General features: G+C 73.6%; 18 protein-coding genes and 1 pseudogene. 9 read left to right on the top strand and 10 right to left on the bottom strand.

Annotation, left to right across the window (positions count from 1 at the left end):
* Nucleotides 1-2: 2 nt before the first annotated feature.
* Entirely contained in the window at nucleotides 3-2,339 is a 2,337-nt protein-coding gene (locus ACFWBB_RS11755; protein WP_385269686.1) for a hypothetical protein, read from the bottom strand.
* A 279-nt stretch (nucleotides 2,340-2,618) separates the two neighbouring features.
* Between ACFWBB_RS11755 and ACFWBB_RS11750 the strand changes: the two genes are divergently transcribed.
* Nucleotides 2,619-3,449, top strand: coding sequence for a DeoR/GlpR family DNA-binding transcription regulator (locus ACFWBB_RS11750; RefSeq protein WP_385269684.1), 831 nt, complete (start codon nucleotides 2,619-2,621; stop codon nucleotides 3,447-3,449).
* A 55-nt stretch (nucleotides 3,450-3,504) separates the two neighbouring features.
* Nucleotides 3,505-3,975 (top strand): SRPBCC family protein, encoded by a 471-nt coding sequence (locus tag ACFWBB_RS11745; RefSeq protein WP_385269682.1) that lies wholly within the window; start codon nucleotides 3,505-3,507, stop codon nucleotides 3,973-3,975.
* Between the two features lie 34 nt (nucleotides 3,976-4,009).
* On the opposite strand, the gene ACFWBB_RS11740 is transcribed toward ACFWBB_RS11745, so the two are convergent.
* Complete coding sequence (locus tag ACFWBB_RS11740; RefSeq protein ID WP_385269680.1) at nucleotides 4,010-5,134, bottom strand: PLP-dependent cysteine synthase family protein; 1,125 nt, start codon at nucleotides 5,132-5,134, stop codon at nucleotides 4,010-4,012.
* A gap of 400 nt (nucleotides 5,135-5,534) precedes the next feature.
* On the opposite strand from ACFWBB_RS11740, the gene ACFWBB_RS11735 reads away from it, so the two are divergent.
* Both ACFWBB_RS11735 and ACFWBB_RS11730 read left to right on the top strand, forming a co-directional pair.
* The gene (locus ACFWBB_RS11735) at nucleotides 5,535-5,858 is read left to right on the top strand and encodes a hypothetical protein (protein ID WP_385269678.1); all 324 of its coding nucleotides are present in this window, start codon (nucleotides 5,535-5,537) and stop codon (nucleotides 5,856-5,858) included.
* A 214-nt stretch (nucleotides 5,859-6,072) separates the two neighbouring features.
* Entirely contained in the window at nucleotides 6,073-6,609 is a 537-nt protein-coding gene (locus ACFWBB_RS11730; protein WP_385269676.1) for an ATP-binding protein, read from the top strand.
* A 567-nt stretch (nucleotides 6,610-7,176) separates the two neighbouring features.
* Here ACFWBB_RS11730 and ACFWBB_RS11725 read toward each other — a convergent pair.
* Nucleotides 7,177-7,470, bottom strand: coding sequence for an SHOCT domain-containing protein (locus ACFWBB_RS11725; protein WP_385269674.1), 294 nt, complete (start codon nucleotides 7,468-7,470; stop codon nucleotides 7,177-7,179).
* 187 nt (nucleotides 7,471-7,657) lie between these two features.
* Here ACFWBB_RS11725 and ACFWBB_RS11720 point away from each other — a divergent pair, with 187 nt between their 5' ends.
* From ACFWBB_RS11720 to ACFWBB_RS11710, 3 genes are read left to right on the top strand one after another with little or no spacing between them, the layout of a single operon-like run.
* The gene (locus ACFWBB_RS11720) at nucleotides 7,658-8,233 is read left to right on the top strand and encodes a TetR/AcrR family transcriptional regulator (RefSeq protein ID WP_385269672.1); all 576 of its coding nucleotides are present in this window, start codon (nucleotides 7,658-7,660) and stop codon (nucleotides 8,231-8,233) included.
* Complete coding sequence (locus tag ACFWBB_RS11715) at nucleotides 8,233-8,817, top strand: DUF4865 family protein (protein ID WP_385269670.1); 585 nt, start codon at nucleotides 8,233-8,235, stop codon at nucleotides 8,815-8,817. The genes ACFWBB_RS11720 and ACFWBB_RS11715 overlap by 1 nt, the downstream gene beginning before the upstream one ends.
* Entirely contained in the window at nucleotides 8,814-9,722 is a 909-nt protein-coding gene (locus ACFWBB_RS11710) for a phosphotriesterase (RefSeq protein WP_385269668.1), read from the top strand. The genes ACFWBB_RS11715 and ACFWBB_RS11710 overlap by 4 nt, the downstream gene beginning before the upstream one ends.
* 70 nt (nucleotides 9,723-9,792) lie before the next feature.
* On the opposite strand, the pseudogene ACFWBB_RS11705 reads toward ACFWBB_RS11710, so the two are convergent.
* The 3 genes and pseudogenes from ACFWBB_RS11705 to ACFWBB_RS11695 all read right to left on the bottom strand — a co-directional run.
* Nucleotides 9,793-10,212 (bottom strand): annotated as a pseudogene (locus ACFWBB_RS11705) (pyridoxamine 5'-phosphate oxidase family protein); the annotation flags it as partial.
* Between the two features lie 26 nt (nucleotides 10,213-10,238).
* Entirely contained in the window at nucleotides 10,239-11,123 is an 885-nt protein-coding gene (locus ACFWBB_RS11700; protein ID WP_385269666.1) for an NAD(P)-dependent oxidoreductase, read from the bottom strand.
* A gap of 9 nt (nucleotides 11,124-11,132) precedes the next feature.
* On the bottom strand, nucleotides 11,133-11,303 hold the full coding sequence (locus ACFWBB_RS11695; RefSeq protein ID WP_385269664.1) for a hypothetical protein: 171 nt from the start codon (nucleotides 11,301-11,303) through the stop codon (nucleotides 11,133-11,135).
* Between ACFWBB_RS11695 and ACFWBB_RS11690 the strand changes: the two genes are divergently transcribed.
* Nucleotides 11,295-11,513: a hypothetical protein gene (locus tag ACFWBB_RS11690; protein ID WP_385269662.1), complete on the top strand. Its 219-nt coding sequence runs from the start codon at nucleotides 11,295-11,297 to the stop codon at nucleotides 11,511-11,513. The two genes, ACFWBB_RS11695 and ACFWBB_RS11690, sit on opposite strands and share 9 nt — an antisense overlap.
* Nucleotides 11,514-11,606: 93 nt before the next feature.
* On the opposite strand, the gene ACFWBB_RS11685 is transcribed toward ACFWBB_RS11690, so the two are convergent.
* Both ACFWBB_RS11685 and ACFWBB_RS11680 read right to left on the bottom strand, forming a co-directional pair.
* Nucleotides 11,607-12,851, bottom strand: coding sequence for an ROK family protein (locus ACFWBB_RS11685; protein ID WP_385269660.1), 1,245 nt, complete (start codon nucleotides 12,849-12,851; stop codon nucleotides 11,607-11,609).
* A 28-nt stretch (nucleotides 12,852-12,879) separates the two neighbouring features.
* A complete protein-coding gene (locus tag ACFWBB_RS11680; RefSeq protein ID WP_385269658.1) occupies nucleotides 12,880-13,542 on the bottom strand; it encodes an alpha-ketoglutarate-dependent dioxygenase AlkB family protein in 663 nt (220 codons plus the stop codon).
* Nucleotides 13,543-13,620: 78 nt separating this feature from the next.
* Between ACFWBB_RS11680 and ACFWBB_RS11675 the strand changes: the two genes are divergently transcribed.
* Entirely contained in the window at nucleotides 13,621-14,760 is a 1,140-nt protein-coding gene (locus ACFWBB_RS11675) for a methyltransferase (RefSeq protein ID WP_385269818.1), read from the top strand.
* On the opposite strand, the gene ACFWBB_RS11670 is transcribed toward ACFWBB_RS11675, so the two are convergent.
* Together ACFWBB_RS11670 and ACFWBB_RS11665 are read right to left on the bottom strand one after the other, a co-directional pair.
* Entirely contained in the window at nucleotides 14,747-15,589 is an 843-nt protein-coding gene (locus tag ACFWBB_RS11670) for a ketose-bisphosphate aldolase (RefSeq protein ID WP_385269656.1), read from the bottom strand. The genes ACFWBB_RS11675 and ACFWBB_RS11670 overlap by 14 nt on opposite strands.
* 17 nt (nucleotides 15,590-15,606) lie before the next feature.
* Nucleotides 15,607-16,488 (bottom strand): SIS domain-containing protein, encoded by an 882-nt coding sequence (locus ACFWBB_RS11665; protein ID WP_385269654.1) that lies wholly within the window; start codon nucleotides 16,486-16,488, stop codon nucleotides 15,607-15,609.
* Between the last annotated feature and the right edge of the window lie 230 nt (nucleotides 16,489-16,718).

Below are 16,718 nucleotides of genomic sequence, written 5' to 3'. Positions count from 1 at the left end.
GCTCAGGTGCGCTGCTGGGGCACCTCCGGCCGCAGCCGCCCCAGCAGCTTCTCGCGTTCCTCCGCGAACGCCGGGTCGGCCTGGTAGTCGGAGTGGCCCAGGATCGGCGTGGGCAGCGGGTGCGCCTCGTCGCGCCCGTACGCCAGCGGGTCCGCGAGAGGCTCGCGGTCCACCCGGGGGCCGCAGTCGTCGCCGGACAGCCGGACCGGACCGCCGATGGGGTCGGTGAGCCGGTACAGGTTCCGCCAGCAGGCGATGTCCTCGTGCAGGGCGGCGAGCGCGGCCGGGCCGAAGTGGGCCGGGAACCAGCGGCCGTAGAGCCGCTCGATCGGGGAGCCGTAGGTGAGCAGGGCGACCCGCTTGCGGTCGGAGGGTTTCAGTTGCCAGGCCGCGGCGGCCGCGAGGACGCTGCCCTGGGAGTGACCGGAGATCACCAGACGTCCGCCCGTGGCGCGCGTCCAACTGGCCATGCGCCAGGTCAGGTCGGGGACCGCGCGCTCCGCGTAGCAGGGTGGGGCGAAGGGGTGCGCGGCGCGCGGCCAGAAGGTGCCGACGTCCCAGAGGATGCCGATCGTGCGCCGCGCCGAGGCGTCCTTGTAGGCACGTCGGCCCCAGGTGACGAAGAGGACGAAGCCCAGCCCGATGAGCCAGGAGCCCAGCGCCTGAGCGGTCTGGGCGGCACCCTGCACGAAGGGCTGGGCGCCGTCCCCGGCCCGCGCCGGGGTCTTCCCGGTGCTGAAGGCGCCGACGAGCGCGCCGGCCCCCAGCAGCAGGGTCGCGGTGGAGGTGACGGCCACCAGGAGCGGGCCGCGGTCGGTGAGCGTGGCCATCGCGCGGGCGCGGGCGATACGACGGGTGCGGGCCGGGTCGCCGTGCCGCACCTCGTACTCCCCGGCCACGGCGTCCTGCTCGGCCCGGGTCAGCAGCAGGGTCCGCCGGGCGAGCAGTCCGCACAGCACCAGCAGGACGACGATCAGCACGGGAATCACGGACGCCTGCCAGGTCAGCAGCACGGGCGGTCCGTCGAGGTAGGTCCCGGTGCCGTCCAGCCAGTCCGACACGCGCTGCGACACCCCGCCGGACATCACTCCGCCGAGCGCGCAGGCCAGCATCGCGACCGCGGGGCCCCCGAGCCCGCGCAGGGCGCAGCGCTCCTGCGGGAAGTGCCGGACGGCAGCCATCCCGTCCGGGTCCCCCGGCGCGGATACCTCCCGCGGACAGTGGTGCAGGGCCCGGGCGACGACGGCGAGGGCGACCACCAGGGCGCCCTGTGCGAGGGCGAGACCGCCGAAGACCGCGTCGCCGGGGAGTCGTCCCCCGGAGTGCCAGCCGGGGCGCTCCCACCCGGCGTACACCAGGGTGAGGGCGAGCAGGGCGAAGGCGGCCAGGGGCAGACGGTGGACGAGGTGCGCGTCGAGGCGGCGGTCGAGGCGGTGCTCGCTGCGGCCCCGGCGGCACACCACCCACAGCGTGGCCAGCGCGCCCGCCACCAGCGACGCCTCCAGCAGCCGGCCGAACACGTCGAGGACGGGAGGGCCGCCGGGTCGGCGGTCCTGGCGTACGGCCGCCGTACCGACCGCCGCCGCCACCGTCAGCAGGCCCGCCGCCGTGTGGGCCGCGCGCAGTCGGGCCACCAGCCGGCGCCCGTACCAGAAGCCGGGCCGGCCGAGCGCGGTGTGACCGGGGCCGTCCTCGGGTTCGGGCATGCGGTCCAGGGGTTCCTGGGACTCGTAGGCCCGCCAGGTGCGGTGGGACAGGTACCAGAGGAGACCGGTGAGCGCGGTCGGGACCAGGGCGGCCAGCGCGAGCCGGCGGCCGGGCAGGCTCCACCAGCCGCCGTCCGAGACCGCGGGTGAGAGGAAACCCAGCCAGGAGTGACGCGCGGCGCACGCGGTCGTGCCCGCGCACTGCCAGGCGGTCAGGTCGACGGCGACCTCGCAGGCCGCGGCGACGAGCAGCACCGTCAGGCTGAGCGCCGCGAGCCGCACCAGCAGCCCGTACAACCGCACCGCGCGAAGGCCTTCCCGCGCGGCGGGGCGCATCCAGTGGGCGAGGTTGACGACCATGAACGGCAGCAGCAGGAGCCACAGGGCACGGGTGCCGTTGCCGGACGTGAGGTTGGACCACACGTAGGCCTCGGGTACCGGGGCGTCGCGGCCTCGGTCGTCGGCGGGGCCGGTGTCCGCGGTGACGTCGTCGGCGCGCCGGAACAGGGCCGCCGTGTCGTCGCCGGCGATCCGCACCGTGCGCGGATCGTTCAGCATCTTCTCGGGCCTGGCGCCACCCACGCCGTGGACCAGGAGTTCCAGGGCCGTTCTGTCCGCAGAGACACGTTCCACTGTTCGCACTTCCCCCGTGACACGCCTTCGACATGTGTCATGCGGACATAAGGATCGCCACTCCACAGGCTTGATACACCTCCCGTCACGGAACCTCCAGGGCTGTGCGACGAACGCCGGTGCGACGCCTGGGTGGCATGGACGCGTCGGGGTGGTGGACCTCGTGTGAGCGAGCCGTGCGAGGATGGGACGCCCCCGCACCGGGATCGGCGAGAATGTCCTCGTCGGAGCAGGTGAGCGGGCCTGTCGGACGGGTCGAGGGAAAGGACCGGAGCGTACGTGAGTGAGAATCAGAACCTCCTCGCGGAGCAGCGCCGCGCCCTGATCCTGGACGAGGTACGCCGCCGTGGCGGCGTCCGTGTCAACGAGCTGACCCGCAAGCTCGGCGTGTCGGACATGACGGTGCGCCGCGACCTCGACGCGCTGGCGCGTCAGGGTGTCCTGGAGAAGGTGCACGGCGGCGCGGTGCCGGTCGTGGAGGCGAGCACCCACGAGCCCGGCTTCGAGGCGAAGTCGGGCCTGGAGCTGACCGCCAAGGAGGACATCGCGAAGGCGGCGGCGGAGCTCGTCACCCCGGGCAGCGCGATCGCGCTGTCGGGCGGTACGACGACGTTCGCGCTGGCGCATCATCTGCTGGACGTGCCGGATCTGACCGTGGTGACCAACTCGGTGCGGGTGGCCGACGTCTTCCACATGGCGCAGCGCACCTCGGGCCCCCGGCAGGGCGCGGCCACGGTCGTGCTGACCGGCGGGGTACGCACGCCGTCCGACTCGCTGGTGGGCCCGGTCGCGGACCAGGCCATCGCGACACTCCACTTCGACATGCTGTTCCTCGGTGTGCACGGGATATCGGCCGAGGCCGGTCTGTCGACGCCGAACCTCGCGGAGGCCGAGACCAACCGGCGCCTGGTGCAGTCGGCGCGCCGGGTCGTGGTGGTCGCGGACCACACCAAGTGGGGTGTGGTGGGCCTCAGTTCGTTCGCGGCGCTGGAACAGGTCGACACGCTGGTGACGGACGCGGGGCTGCCTGAGGCGGCGCGCGAGGAGATCGCCGGGCAGCTGCGGCGGCTGGTGGTCGCGGGCGAGCCCGGTGAGGGTACAGACATCTGAGGCGACTGCGGCTAGGGTGGCGCACCCGTTTCCTCGCCATGAGGAGGTCGCGCGTATGGCTCACCGGTTGCGCCCCGAAGGGCTCGGCTTCGTCGGGACGGCTCCTGTACGGCTGGTCTTCGCCCAGGAGATGTCCGCGTCGCCCGAGCGTGTCTTCCACGCGCTCGCCGAGGACGTGTCCGGCTGGGCGGAGTGGTTCCCCGCGGTGACCTCGGTGCGGCCCCTGGACGACGGCGCGGGGCGCGACGTACGGCTCTGGGGCGGCGGCCGTTTCCGGGAGACGGTGCTGGCGGCGGAGGGGCCGCGGGTGTACGCCTACCGCGTGGACGTCACCAACGCGCCGGGCGCCCGGGCACTGGTCGAGGAGTGGCGCCTGTCGCCGGCCGGGACGGGGACACGGGTGCAGTGGACGTTCGCCGCCGACGGGAACGGGGTGTTCCGGGCGGTCCTGCGACCGGCCCGGGCCGGTCTGGGGCGGTCGTTCCGGGGCGCGGTGACACGGCTGGACCGCCGGCTCGTCCCCTGAGGGCCATGGCCCGGCGCCTCGATGAACTCGCGGGTCAGGCCTGCCACACGCCCGTGGCCAGCAGCGACTCGATCGCGGCCGCGTATGCGGTGATGTCGAGGCCCTGCTCGGCGAGCCAGGCGTCGGAGTAGTACTTGTCGAGGTAGCGGTCGCCCGGGTCGCACAGCAGGGTGACCACGCTGCCCCGCTGCCCGTCGGCCACCATCTCGGCGACGATCTTCAGCGCGCTCCACAGTCCGGTGCCCGTCGAGCCGCCCGCCTTGCGGCCGATAACCCGTTCCAGAGCCCGTACGGCGGCGATGCTGGCCGCGTCCGGGACCTTCATCATCCGGTCGACGGCGCCGGGCACGAAGCTGGGCTCCATGCGCGGGCGGCCGATGCCCTCGATGCGTGAGCCGCAGTCGCAGGTGACGTCCGGATCGCCGGTGGTCCAGCCCTCGAAGAAGCACGAGTTCTCCGGGTCGGCGACGCAGATACGGGTGTTGCGCTGCGTGTAGTGCACGTAGCGGGCTAGCGTCGCGGAGGTGCCGCCGGTGCCGGCCGTGGCCACGATCCAGGCCGGCTCCGGGAACCGTTCCCACTCCAGTTGCCGGAAGATGGATTCGGCGATGTTGTTGTTGCCGCGCCAGTCCGTGGCCCGTTCGGCGTAGGTGAACTGGTCCATGTAGTGGCCGCCGCTGTCCGCCGCGAGGCGTGCCGACTCCTCGTACATCGTGCGGGGGTCGCCGACGAAGTGGCACCGGCCGCCGTGGAACTCGATCAGGCGGATCTTCTCGGCGCTCGTCGTGCGCGGCATGACCGCGATGAAGGGCACGCCGATCAGTTTGGCGAAGTACGCCTCGGACACGGCCGTCGAGCCGCTGGACGCCTCGATCACCGGGCGGCCCGGCCGGATCCAGCCATTGCACAGGCCGTAGAGGAAGAGGGAGCGGGCGAGCCGGTGCTTGAGGCTGCCGGTGGGGTGGGTCGACTCGTCCTTCAAGTACAGGTCGATGCCCCACTTCTCCGGGAGGGGGAAGCGCAGCAGATGCGTGTCGGCCGAGCGGTTGGCGTCCGCCTGGACCTTGCGGACGGCTTCTTTCAGCCAGTCGCGGTAGGCGGTGTCGGTGCGGTCGACGTCGAGGGTGGCGCCCGTCCTGGGGTGCTCGGGGGTGGTCACGGCGGGGGCTCCTTCAGCTGTGCGCCGACGGTGGTCCGCGCGGCCGACGCACCGATCATAAACACCATCCACACGCTTCTCACCTGCATAAACACACCTTTGAGAGCCCCAAAGGCGGGCCTGGGGGGCGATTGCGGGCACCTGGGGGCGCATTCCCGTGAATGCTCCGGACGGGTGTCGCCGAGACGGCGTACGCACTGGTGCTCGACGCCGGGCGCGGGCAGACTGCACCGGGTCGGGCGAAGGTCCGGGCGGGGTGATGGCGCCGGTCCGGACGCGTGTCCCGGACGGGGGCGCACACTGGATCGAGGACAGGTTCGATCACGACGCGGGCTCGATCACGACGACCCACGCGGGTGCACGGATCGGCCCGCCCAGGTACACAAGGGGGCGGGGAGGCATGGCGGAGCCGGAGTTCACGGCTACGGGCGTGCGCATCGGCAAGCGGCTGCGTTCGCTCACCCGAGCCGGCCAGGTCCGGATCAGCGACGGCAGGCTGGAGTTGCTGACCAGCTACGGCAGCGAGATCGACAGCGCGCCCGTGCAGGCGGTCCGTGCCTCGAGGCCCTGGTTCGCGCCGGAGGACCGGGCACTGGCCGACCTCAACGGCAACCGGTATCTGCTGACGCTCGGCGAGCACGACCCGGCGCCCGGCCAACCCGGACCACCAGCGGCGCGCCGCTTCATCGAGGCCGTACGCAGGGCGGCGGGGCGCGGCGGCTAGCCGGCGCTGACGCGGGCCCTTACGACGGTCGGCCCACTGCGAGTTGCGGCACCGCGGCCGCTGCGCCACTCTGGTCTCACGTCACTCTGGGTTTACCGGCGATAACGCTGCGAACCAGCCCCGCCGGCCACGACAGCAGGCGGCCGCCTTGCGCAGTTGCCCTGCTCGATCCGAACTCCGTGTTCTTCCGGACCTAAGTCGGGGAGTCGCAGCCGTGATCACCAACCCAAGCAGGCACTGCACGGTCGAGCTTCAGGCCCTGCCGTCGCGGATCGGCCAGGTCCGCAGAATCGTATCGGCGCAGTTGCGTTACTGGCATATGGATCCGCTCATAGACCGGGCCGCGCTCGGTGTGACCGAGCTGCTGACCAACGTCCACCTGCACGCGCAGCCCGACAAGACGTGCGTCGTGAAGATGGAGTTGCTGCTCGACCGGCTCACCGTCTCCGTACGCGACCACGACCCTCGTCTGCCGGTCCTGGGGCCCCTCGACGACGAGGCTCTCGCCACCTGTGGGCGTGGGCTTGCCATGGTGGCCGCGGTGAGCGAGAGCTGGGGCGCCAGGCCGGACGGCGAGGCGGGCAAGGTCGTGTGGTTCACGCTGCCTGCGCCCGTGGCCGTGCGCGAGCTGTCGGCGCGTCCGCCGCGTCGTACGCCCCGGGAGCAGGCCGCGCCCCGGTTCACGGAGGTCGTCTCCGTCGACGATCTGCGGCCCGCACATGCCCCCGCCCGGTCGGCCGTCGTCGGCTGACCGGGCGGTGACGTCACCTCCGGGTGCGCGTCGCCCTGCGCCACGGTGACCTGTACCCGGGAGGTACGCCATTCGGGCGTACGTCACCCGGGTACCCGTCCCTCGGGCGTCACCTCACCCGGCGGCGACGGCCCGCAGCACGTCGAGACGGGCCGCGCGCCGGGCGGGCGCCGGCCGGCGAGGGCTCCGACGGCGACGCCGTGGCCACCACGGCGAGCCGCGCGGGCCGCACCGGCGCGGTGTGGGCGGCTCGCCGAGGAGAACGCCCCGGCGTGAGTTCGGCACCGAAGTCGTCCGCTCGAAGGCGAAGGCGCTGTCACTCGCCCCGTCGGAGGCCCGTACCGGCACTCAGCCGGGGAACGCGCCGCGGACCGGGCCGCCCGCCGTGCGGAACGCGGGTGGAGGCGCCGGAGCCGGACGGGCCCGTGATCGCGGTGAAGCGCCCGGCCGGGAAGGCCAGCTCACCCCGTCCAGGGGGCCCGTACGGCGGTGTCGCCGACGCCGTACACGTCCACGGCGTCGACGACCCGCGCGGCGTTCGCGCGGCCGTGGTGGCGGTCGCGGTGCTCATGCCGTACCGCCCTTGCCCACGCGGCCGAACTGCTCGTCCAGGACGGACAGCCGGCGCCAGTACTCGTCCTCGTCGATCTCGCCGGAGGCGAAACGACGGCCGAGGACGGCGAGGGGGGAGTCGCCGGTGGGCCGGGGATCGCCGACCGCGCTCCAGGGGCCGCGGCGGCCCCGCCCTACGGTGCGGCGCAGGAGCGTGACGACGCCGATCACCACGACCGCCCAGATCAGCGGGAAGAACAGGATCCACGGGCCGGGTCCGCCACCGTCCCAGTTCGCCAGGGTGTTCATCTCGGGTCATCTCCTCGGTGGGTGCGTGTGATGCCTCGAGAGTCCCGCCGGACAGGGGTCCGGGTCGTCGTACAGGCAGCGGCGGTGTGCCTACCTCGCCGGGAGTACGCGCGCGCGTCCCGACTGCTCCCCGAGGATCGACTTCTGCGGCTCGACTTCTGTAACTACTGGTATGTACAGTCAGGTCATGAGCACTTCGGAGCGACTGATCGAGTCCACCCGGGAGCTGCTCTGGGAGCGCGGTTACGTGGGGACCAGCCCCAAGGCGATCCTGGAGCGCGCCGGTGCCGGGCAGGGCAGCATGTACCACCACTTCAAGGGCAAGCCCGACCTCGCGCTGGCGGCGATCCGGCGGACGGCCGACGAGCTGCGCGCCACCGCCGAGGGAGTACTCGACGGGCCGGGCACGCCGTACGAGCGCATCAGGGCGTACCTCACGCGCGAGCGGGACGTGTTGCGCGGCTGTCCCGTCGGGCGGCTGACCATGGACCCGGACGTGATCGCCAGTGACGAGCTGCGCGCACCCGTCGACGAGACGATCGACCTGATCCGGGAGCGGATCGCGTACCTCGTCGAAGAGGGCAAGGAGCAGGGCGAGTTCGGTCCCGGGCTTGACGGTGAGGCGATCGCCGCCACCGTCGTCGCGACCGTCCAGGGCGGATACGTCCTGGCCCGCGCGTCCGGTTCGCCGGCCGCCTTCGACGCGGCCGTCCGCGGACTGCTGTCGCTGCTCGCCCCCCGTTCGGCCGACCAGGAGGCCTGATGCACGCCATGCAGTACGAGCTCACGCTGCCCGCCGACTACGACATGGGCGTCATCCACGCGCGCGTGTCCCGGGTCGGGCGTCTGCTGGACGACTGGGAGGGTCTCGGCCTCAAGGCGTATCTGGTGCGCGAACGCGGAGTGCACGGTTCACCGGTCAACCAGTACGCGCCGTTCTACCTCTGGAACACCGTGGAGGGCATGAACACCTTCCTCTGGGGCGGCGGCTTCCAGGGGCTCAGCGACGACTTCGGGCGTCCGACGGTCCGTCAGTGGACCGGCCTGGCCCACGAGGAGGGCGTCGCCGCCGGTTCCCCGGCCCTGTTCGCCGTACGGCGGCGCCGGCCGGTGCCGGACGGGGCGGTGCTCTCCGAGGCGGTGCGGGAGGCGGTGGACGAGGCCGGGCGGCTGGCGCGGGAGGACGGGGCGGTGTTGGCCGCGGCGGCGGTGGACACCAGCCGCTGGGAGAGCGTGCACTTCTCGCTCTGGGAACACGACACGCCGAAGGCCGACGGTGACCTCTTCCAGGTGCTGCACCTGTCGGCGCCGGGGCGGAGCGCCCTGCCCGGGGGCCGGCAGTGGTGAGGGCCGTACGGACGGTGCTCGGGGACATTCCGGCCGAGCGGCTCGGGGTGTGCAACGCGCACGACCACCTGTTCTTCGGCACTCCGAGGATGCCCGGCCAGGAACTGGACAGCCGCTCCGCGGCGCGTGCCGAGCTCGACGCGTTCCGCGCGCAGGGAGGTGACGCCGTCGTGCAGTGGACGCCGTACGGGCTCGGGCGGCGCGCGGCGGACCTGCCGCCGCTGTCCCGGGAGTCCGGGGTGCACGTGGTGGCCGCGACGGGGCTGCACCAGGACGTGCACTACGACGGGGCGGCGCTCGGCGGTCTGCGGCACCGGCTCGCCGAGGTCTTCGTGGCCGAACTGACCGAGGGCATCGGGACGTCGGGGGTCCGCGCCGGGTTCGTCAAGGTCGCCGGCGGGTTCCACGCCCTCGACGCGCACGCCCGCTGGACCATGACCGCCGCGGCCGAGGCGCATCACGCGACCGACGCCCCGATCGCCGTCCACCTGGAGCTGGGCACCGGCGCGCTCGACGTGATCGACCTGCTGTGCGGGGAGCTGGGCGTACCCCCGCACCGGGTGATCCTGGGACACCTCAACCGCTCCCCCGACGCGGCGGTGCACCGCCTGGCCGCCGAGGCGGGCTGCCTGATGGCCTTCGACGGCCCGTCACGCGCCAACCATCCCACCGACTGGCGGATGCCGGACGCCGTACGGGCCCTCGCCGACGCCGGCTTCGGCGACCGGCTGCTGCTGGGCGGTGACACCACGACGGCCGCGGCCCGTTCCGTCGACGGCGGCCCCGGGATGCCGTATCTGCTGCGCCGGGTCCGGCCGCGGCTGGCCCTCGCCGTGGGTGAGGAGCTCGTGGCGCGGATCCTCACGGAGAACCCGGGGCGGGCCTTCGGCGTCGACTGGCGCTGAACGACGGCCCGGCGGCGGTGCCAGTGGCGGCCGTGCCGGTGGTGTGACGGCGCGGCCGCGCGGACGGTCGGGTGGACGCCTGGCCGCTGTCCTTCGAGGCGCCCCACCCGTGTCGGCGGTCGATCTCGGTCCAGGCGCTGACACGGGAGCGCACCCGGTCGGGGTACGGCTTGCCCGTGCAGTGGGTGGAGATGCGGTCGATGTCGGCCAGGCCGTCGTCCTCGCGCAGTTCGGCCACCCGTCCGACGAGGGTGACGTGCGTGTACCAGTCGTCGGCGTCGAGGACGGTGAGGGTCAGGCGCGGGTCGCGGTGCGGGGGCCGGAGGCGGACCCGCTCTCGTCCAGGCTGATCAGGACCCGGCCGTCCGCCCAGACGTACCGGGTGGGGGTGGAGACGGACGCTCCGTCGGAACGCGGGGTCGCCCTCACACAGGGGTTTGGGGCGGCTCAGCAGTTCGACGGCCTCGGGCGGAAGCGGTGGCCTGGACACAGGGTCTCCTCGCGGTTCGGTCGCCTTCAGTCGTTCTTGTCGAAGCTGGCGAAGTAGGCGGCGGCCATGTCCTCGTCACCGTGGCCCTGAGCGGCCGCCCGCTCCAGCCGCTCGGCGCTCGCCACCGCCACGTCCAGCCGGACGCCGTGCTCACGGCCGGCCTCGACGATCAGACGCGCGTCCTTCGCGGCGGTCGCCACCGCGAACTGCGCCGGCGAGAGCCGGCCCTCGAGGATCAGGCCGGTCTTCGCCTTCAGGTATCCCATGTCGAGCGGGCCACCCGCGATCAGCGCGAAGAACGCCTCCGGGTCGACGTCCAGGGACTGCGACAGGGCGAGGACCTCGCCGGCCGCGGCGGTGGCCGCGATCACCCAGCTGTTGGCCACCAGCTTCAAGCGGGTCGCACTGCCCTCGCCGCCGTCCTCGCCCGTCCACACCGTGCGTGCGCCCACGGCGTCGAACACGGGCGCCACCGCGTCGCGGTGCTCGCTCGGTCCCGCCGCCAGCACGGTCAGCCCGCCGGCCTCGGCGGGCTGCCGGGTGCCCAGCACGGGCGCGTCGAAGAAGACGAGGTCGTGTGCGCGGGCGAAGGCCGCCAGATCGCCGACGGCCCCGATCCCGGCGGTCGTCGACTGCACCCAGACCGCCCCGGCGCGCAGGGCGGGCGCGGCCCTACGCATGGCCTCCAGGGTGGCGGGGCCGTCGTAGAGCATGGTCAGGACGACATCCGCACCCTCGACGGCCTCGGCAGGGGTGTCGACGACGTGTGCGCCGTCGGCGGTGAGCGGCTCGGCCTTGGCCCGGGTGCGATTCCAGGCCCGCACGGTGTGGCCGGCCCGGACGAGGTTGCGGGCCATCGCGGCGCCCATGATGCCGGTCCCCAGGACACCCACGGTCAGTTCGTCTGTCATGGCGTCAACCTACTTCGACGCGGCGCCGACCAGGCCGTCCAACCACGCCTGGTGGCCGTCGAGCATCGGGTTCGGCCGCTCGTGGGCCAGGACGGCGGCGGGCAGGCCGATCCGGGTCCCCTGGGTCAGGATCCGGACCCGGCCCCCGGGCAGGTCCTCCACCGGCCAGGCGTGCGGCACGTCGCGCCGCTCCTCGGGCGCGCCGTCCTGCTCGGCCGCCCAGGACAGGCGGCCGGCGACACCCGCGGCGGAGACCTGGAGCAGCGGACGGGACGCGAACCGTTCACCCGACTGTCCCGGGGGGAGCCCACACCGCAGGCACCCGAGCTCGCCGGGCCGGTCTCGGGACTCGGCGCCGACCCGGTGATCGACGGCGGGGCCACGCTGTAGGCCGGCAGCAGTGCAGCGCTGCCTGCACTGCTGCGCTGCGCTACGGGCAGCACCGCCGGCGAACGGAGCCGCGCTGTGGGCGGCGCCCGCGGCTCACACCGGGCGCAGCGCGCCCAGCGGATCGTCCAGTACCGGCTGCCAGGCCAACTCGGCCGCGCCGACCAGGCTGTTGTGGTCGAGGGAGCAGGCGAGGATGGGGACGCCGCCGCTGCGCCCCCACAGGCTCCGGTCGGCGACGACCGCGCGCAGACGGTCCGGGTCGGCGTCGAGCAGGGTGCGGTGCAGGCCGCCGAGGATGATGCGGTCGGGGTTGAGGATGTTCACCAGACCGGCCAGGCCCAGGCCGAGCCGGTCGATCAGGGCTTCGGCGGCCGTCCGGACCACCGGGTCGCCGTACTCCTCGCGGACCAGTTCGTTGGCCTGCTGGAGCAGGGAGCCCTCGGGGCCGGGGTCGCGGCCGGCGGCGGTGAGGAGCGCGAGCGGGTCCGCCTCCACGTCGAGACAGCCACGGCTGCCGCAGTAGCAGGGGCGGCCCTCGGGGTTGACCGTGAGATGGCCGACTTCGAGGGCGAGGCCCGAACTGCCCGTGTGCAGCCTGCCGTCGAGCACCAGCGCACCGCCGACACCCCGGTGTCCGGTGGCGACGCACAGCAGGTCGCGGGCGCCGCGCCCGGCGCCGTGCCGGTGTTCCGCGAGGGCGGCGAGGTTGACGTCGTTGCCCACGAACGCGCGGCCGGTGAGGCCGGCGGCGCGGATCCGCTCGGCGAAGATCTCCCGCACGGGCGCGCCCACCGGCCACGCGAGGTGCAGGGGGTTCAGCGCGAGGCCCTCCGGTTCGGTGACCGCGGAGGGTACGGCGAGGCCGGCGCCCACACAGGCCCGGCCCGTCTCCCTCAGCAGTTCGGCGCCGGCGTCGACGGCGGCGCCGAGCACCTTGGCGGGATCGGCGTCGACGGTCTCGCAGCTGGGCGTGGTGGCGACGATCCGCCCGCCGAGACCGACCAGCGCGGCCCGGAACCCGTCGGCGTGGACCTGCGCGGCGAGGGCGACCGGCCCCTCCTCCGCGACCTCGAGCCGGTGCGAGGGCCGGCCCTGCGAACCGGCGGCGGCACCGGGCCGCGCGTCGACCCTGATCAGGCCGAGCGCCTCCAGCTCCGCCGCGACCGCGCCCGCCGTCGCGCGGGTGACTCCGAGTTCGGCGGTGAGCACCGCACGGGTGGGTGCCCGCCCGGTGTGCACGAGCTCCAACGCGGGCCCGAGCGCGCTCCGCCCCCGGTCCAGCCGCGCCCTCGAGGTGGTCCCATCCCCCGCCGGCCGGGGGTCCGCCTTGCCGCTCATGAGGGCGAGTCTCCCATGATCCGCTTCGTCAGGTGGCGTCCGGGAAGCCACTGACCCGCAGGGTGACGTTCAGCCGCCCGCTCAGCCCCAGTCCGGCCGGCGCCGTGCCCGGCAGGACTCGCGGCACCCCGTGGTACGCGAGCCGGGACGGCCCCCCGAACACGAAGAGGTCACCGCTGCGCAGCTCCACGTCGGTGTAGGGGCGGGTGCGGGTCTCGGTGTTGCCGAAGCGGAAGACACAGGTGTCGCCGAGGCTCAGGGACACCACGGGCGCGCCGGACTTCTCGTCGGCGTCCCGGTGCATGCCCATCCGGGCGTCACCGTCATAGAAGTTGATCAGTGCGATGTCGTACGCGGCTCCCCGGGCCTGTGCCGGCCCCAGCGCGTCGGTCACCGCGCGCCGGCCCAGTTCGCCCAGCCAGGCGGGGAAGGGCTTGACGGGTGCGCCGTCAGCGTCGTCGGCCGTGCGGGCGTAGGCGTACGGGTACCAGTGCCAGCCCAGACAGACCTGGCGGGCGGTCATCGTGCCGCCGCCGGGCGTGCGGACCGTGCGCAGGCCGGCCGGCGGACGGGCCCAGTCCCGGCAGGCCCGCAGCAGCTCGCGCTGGTGGGCCTCGTCCAGCCAGCCGGGCACATGCACCGCGCCCGGAGCGACCTGCGCACGTTCCCGGGGAAACAGCTCGGTGTCCATGAACCCATCCTCCTACCCGGGTCCGACACCTGGCCTGAGCTGCGGCTCGGTTAGCCTTGAAGCACGATGAACGACCGTATGACGACGCCGTGGGGCGAGGTCGCACTGGCCCGCCACCCCGAGGATCCGCGCGAGAGGCTGCGCGCCTGGGACGCCTCCGACGCGTACCTGCTCAGGCACCTCGCGGAGCAGGACGTTCCGCTGACCGGCACGGTGGTGGTGCTCGGCGACCGCTGGGGCGCGCTGGTCACGGCGCTCGCGGCGCACGGACCGACGCAGATCACCGACTCCTGGCTGGGACAGGAGGCGACCCGGGCGAACCTCGCGCGGGCCGGCGTCGGGACCGGCGCCGTCCGGCTGCTCACCACCCAGGACCCGGTGCCGGAGCGGATCGACGTGCTCCTGGTCCGGGTGCCCAAGAGCCTGGCGCTGCTGGAGGACCAGTTGGAGCGGCTGGCGGCCGCCGTGCACGCGGACACGGTCGTCGTCGGCACCGGCATGGTGAAGGAGATCCACACCTCGACGCTGAGGCTGTTCGAGCGGATCCTCGGACCGACCCGGACGTCTCTCGCCGAGCAGAAGGCCCGGCTGATCCTCTGCACCCCGGACCCGTCGCTGAAGCGCCCCGGCAACCCGTGGCCGTACGCCTACGACCTTCCCGACGACATCGGCGGCATCCTCTCCGGCCGCCCGGTCGTCAATCACGCGGGTGTGTTCTGCGCCGACCGGCTCGACATCGGCACCCGGTTCCTCCTCCAGCACCTGCCGAGGACCAGCGGCGCCCGCCGGGTGGTCGACCTGGGCTGCGGCAACGGGATCGTCGGCACGGCGGTGGCGCTGGCCAATCCGGAGGCCGAGGTGCTGTTCACGGACGAGTCGTTCCAGGCGGTCGCGTCGGCGGAGGCCACGTACAAGGCGAACGGGGTGCCGGGGCAAGCCGAGTTCCGGGTCGGCGACGGACTGGCGGGGGTGGCGGACGGCAGTGTGGACGTCGTGCTGAACAACCCGCCGTTCCACTCCCACCAGGCGACGACGGACGGCACGGCCTGGCGGATGTTCACCGGGGCCCGGCGCGCGCTGCGGGCGGGTGGCGAGCTGTGGGTGGTGGGCAACCGGCACCTCGGCTATCACCTGAAGCTGAAGCGGCTGTTCGGCAACGCCGAACTCGTCGCCGGTGACCGGAAGTTCGTGGTGCTGAGGTCGGTCAGGCGAGGCTGAGCCCCACGCCGGTGATGATCCGCTCGACGGTGTGCGCCATGGCCTCCCGTCCCGCGCTCAGATAGGTGCGCGCATCGACCGCGTCCGGATGCGCCGTCAGATAAGCGCGGATCGCGCCGGTCATGGCCTGGTTGAGCGCGGTGCCGATGTTGACCTTGGCGATGCCGCCCGCGACGGCGGCCGTCAGCTCGCGGTCCGGGACTCCGGAGGAGCCGTGCAGGACGAGGGGCACGTCGAGGTCCGCGCCGAGCCGCCCGAGCAGGTCGTGGTCGAGGGCGGCGGTGCGGGTGGTCATCGCGTGGACGGTGCCGATGGCCACGGCCAGGGCGTCCACGCCGGAGTCCGCGACGAACGCGCGGGCCTCGACCGGGTCGGTGCGGGCGCCGGGCGTATGCGCACCCTTGCCGCCGATCTCTCCCAACTCGGCCTCGATCCAGAGCCCTTGGGCGTGCGCCCGGTCGACTGCGGTACGGGTCGCGGCAAGGTTCTCGTCGTACGGCAGGCGGGAGGCGTCGTACATGACCGAGCTGAAGCCCGCCTCGGCCGCCTGTCGCAGCAGGAGGTCGCTCCGGACGTGGTCGAGGTGCAGCGCGACCGGAACGGCGGCCCGTTCGGCGGCGGCAGCGGCAGCGTGGGCGAGCGGGAGCAGCCGGCCGTGGCGGTACGCGACGGCGTTCTCGCTGACCTGGAGGACGACGGGCGCGCCGACGGCCTCGGCGCCGGCGATGACGGCCTCGACGTGTTCCAGCGTGATGACGTTGAAGGCTGCGACGGCGGTACGGGCCGTGCGGGCCCGGGTGACCAGTTCGCCGGTGGTGGTGAGCGGCACGCCGACTCCTCGGGGGCTCAGGGGGTGAGGACGACCGAGCGGGTGAGGTGGCGCGGCCGGTCCGGATCGAGGCCTCGTGCGGCGGCGACAGCCACGGCGAGGCGCTGGGCGCGGACCAGTTCGGCGAGGGGGTCCAAGTCGCCCGGCACCCACCTCGCACCGGTGCCCGCCACCTGCCGGGCCAGCCCGTCGGGTGCCTCGCCGAACATCCAGGTCGCCGTGGAGGCGGTGGCGATGCTGATGGGGCCATGCCGGTACTCCATCGCGGGGTAGGCCTCGGTCCAGGAGAGCGACGCCTCACGCATCTTCAGCGCGGCCTCGTTCGCCAGTCCCACGGTCCAGCCGCGCCCCAGGAAGGTGAACTGCTCGCAGTTCACCAGGCCTTGGGGAAGCGGCTCGGTGAGCGCGGTGCGGGCGTCGGTGACGACGGCGTCGGTGTGCAGCCCCAGGTGGGCGCGGAGCAGGGTGAGCGCGGTGGTCGCGAACCTGGTCTGCACGACGGAGCGTTCGTCGGCGTAGGCCAGGACCACGACGTGGTCGGCGGACTTCACGACCGGGGTGTCGGGGTCGGCGGTGATCGCGGTCGTGCGGGTGTGTCCGCGCAGACGGCCGAGCAGATGGAGGACCTCGGTGGTGGTACCGGAGCGGGTCAGGGCGACGATCCGGTCGTAGGAGCGGCCGTGGGGGAACTCCGAGGCGGCGAAGGCGTCGGTCTCGCCGAGCCCGGCGCCCTCACGCAGGGCGGCCGCCGCCTGCGCCATGAAGAACGAGGTGCCGCAGCCGACGACGGCCACCCGCTCCCCGGCTCTCGGCAACTCCCCAGCGTATCGGGGCGCTTCCGCTGCGGCACGGGTCCAGCACGCGGGCTGGTCGGTCAGTTCGTCCTCGACGTGGGTCATGCCCCAGCCTCTTCCCGAGGGTGACGGTTCCTGCAGGACGGAACCATCTTGCCCGGCGAAGGCGCTCGTGCCGAGGGTCGGCACGACGACCGTCGGCACGACGACCGCTCCGACCACGGGTCCTCGTCGGTGAACCAGTACCCGGCGTAAGCGAGCAGACCGCGTCCGCGGGGAGCCGGGCGGGGAGCCGGGCCTGGCGGCGGGGGGCCGGGCAGAAGGCTCTGCCCCTG

Source organism: Streptomyces sp. NPDC060000 (assembly GCF_042737375.1).
In the GTDB taxonomy this organism is placed as follows: Bacteria; Actinomycetota; Actinomycetes; order Streptomycetales; family Streptomycetaceae; genus Streptomyces.
The sequence above is the reverse complement of the archived record's forward strand: the minus strand, read 5'-3'. Positions and strand labels throughout refer to the sequence as shown.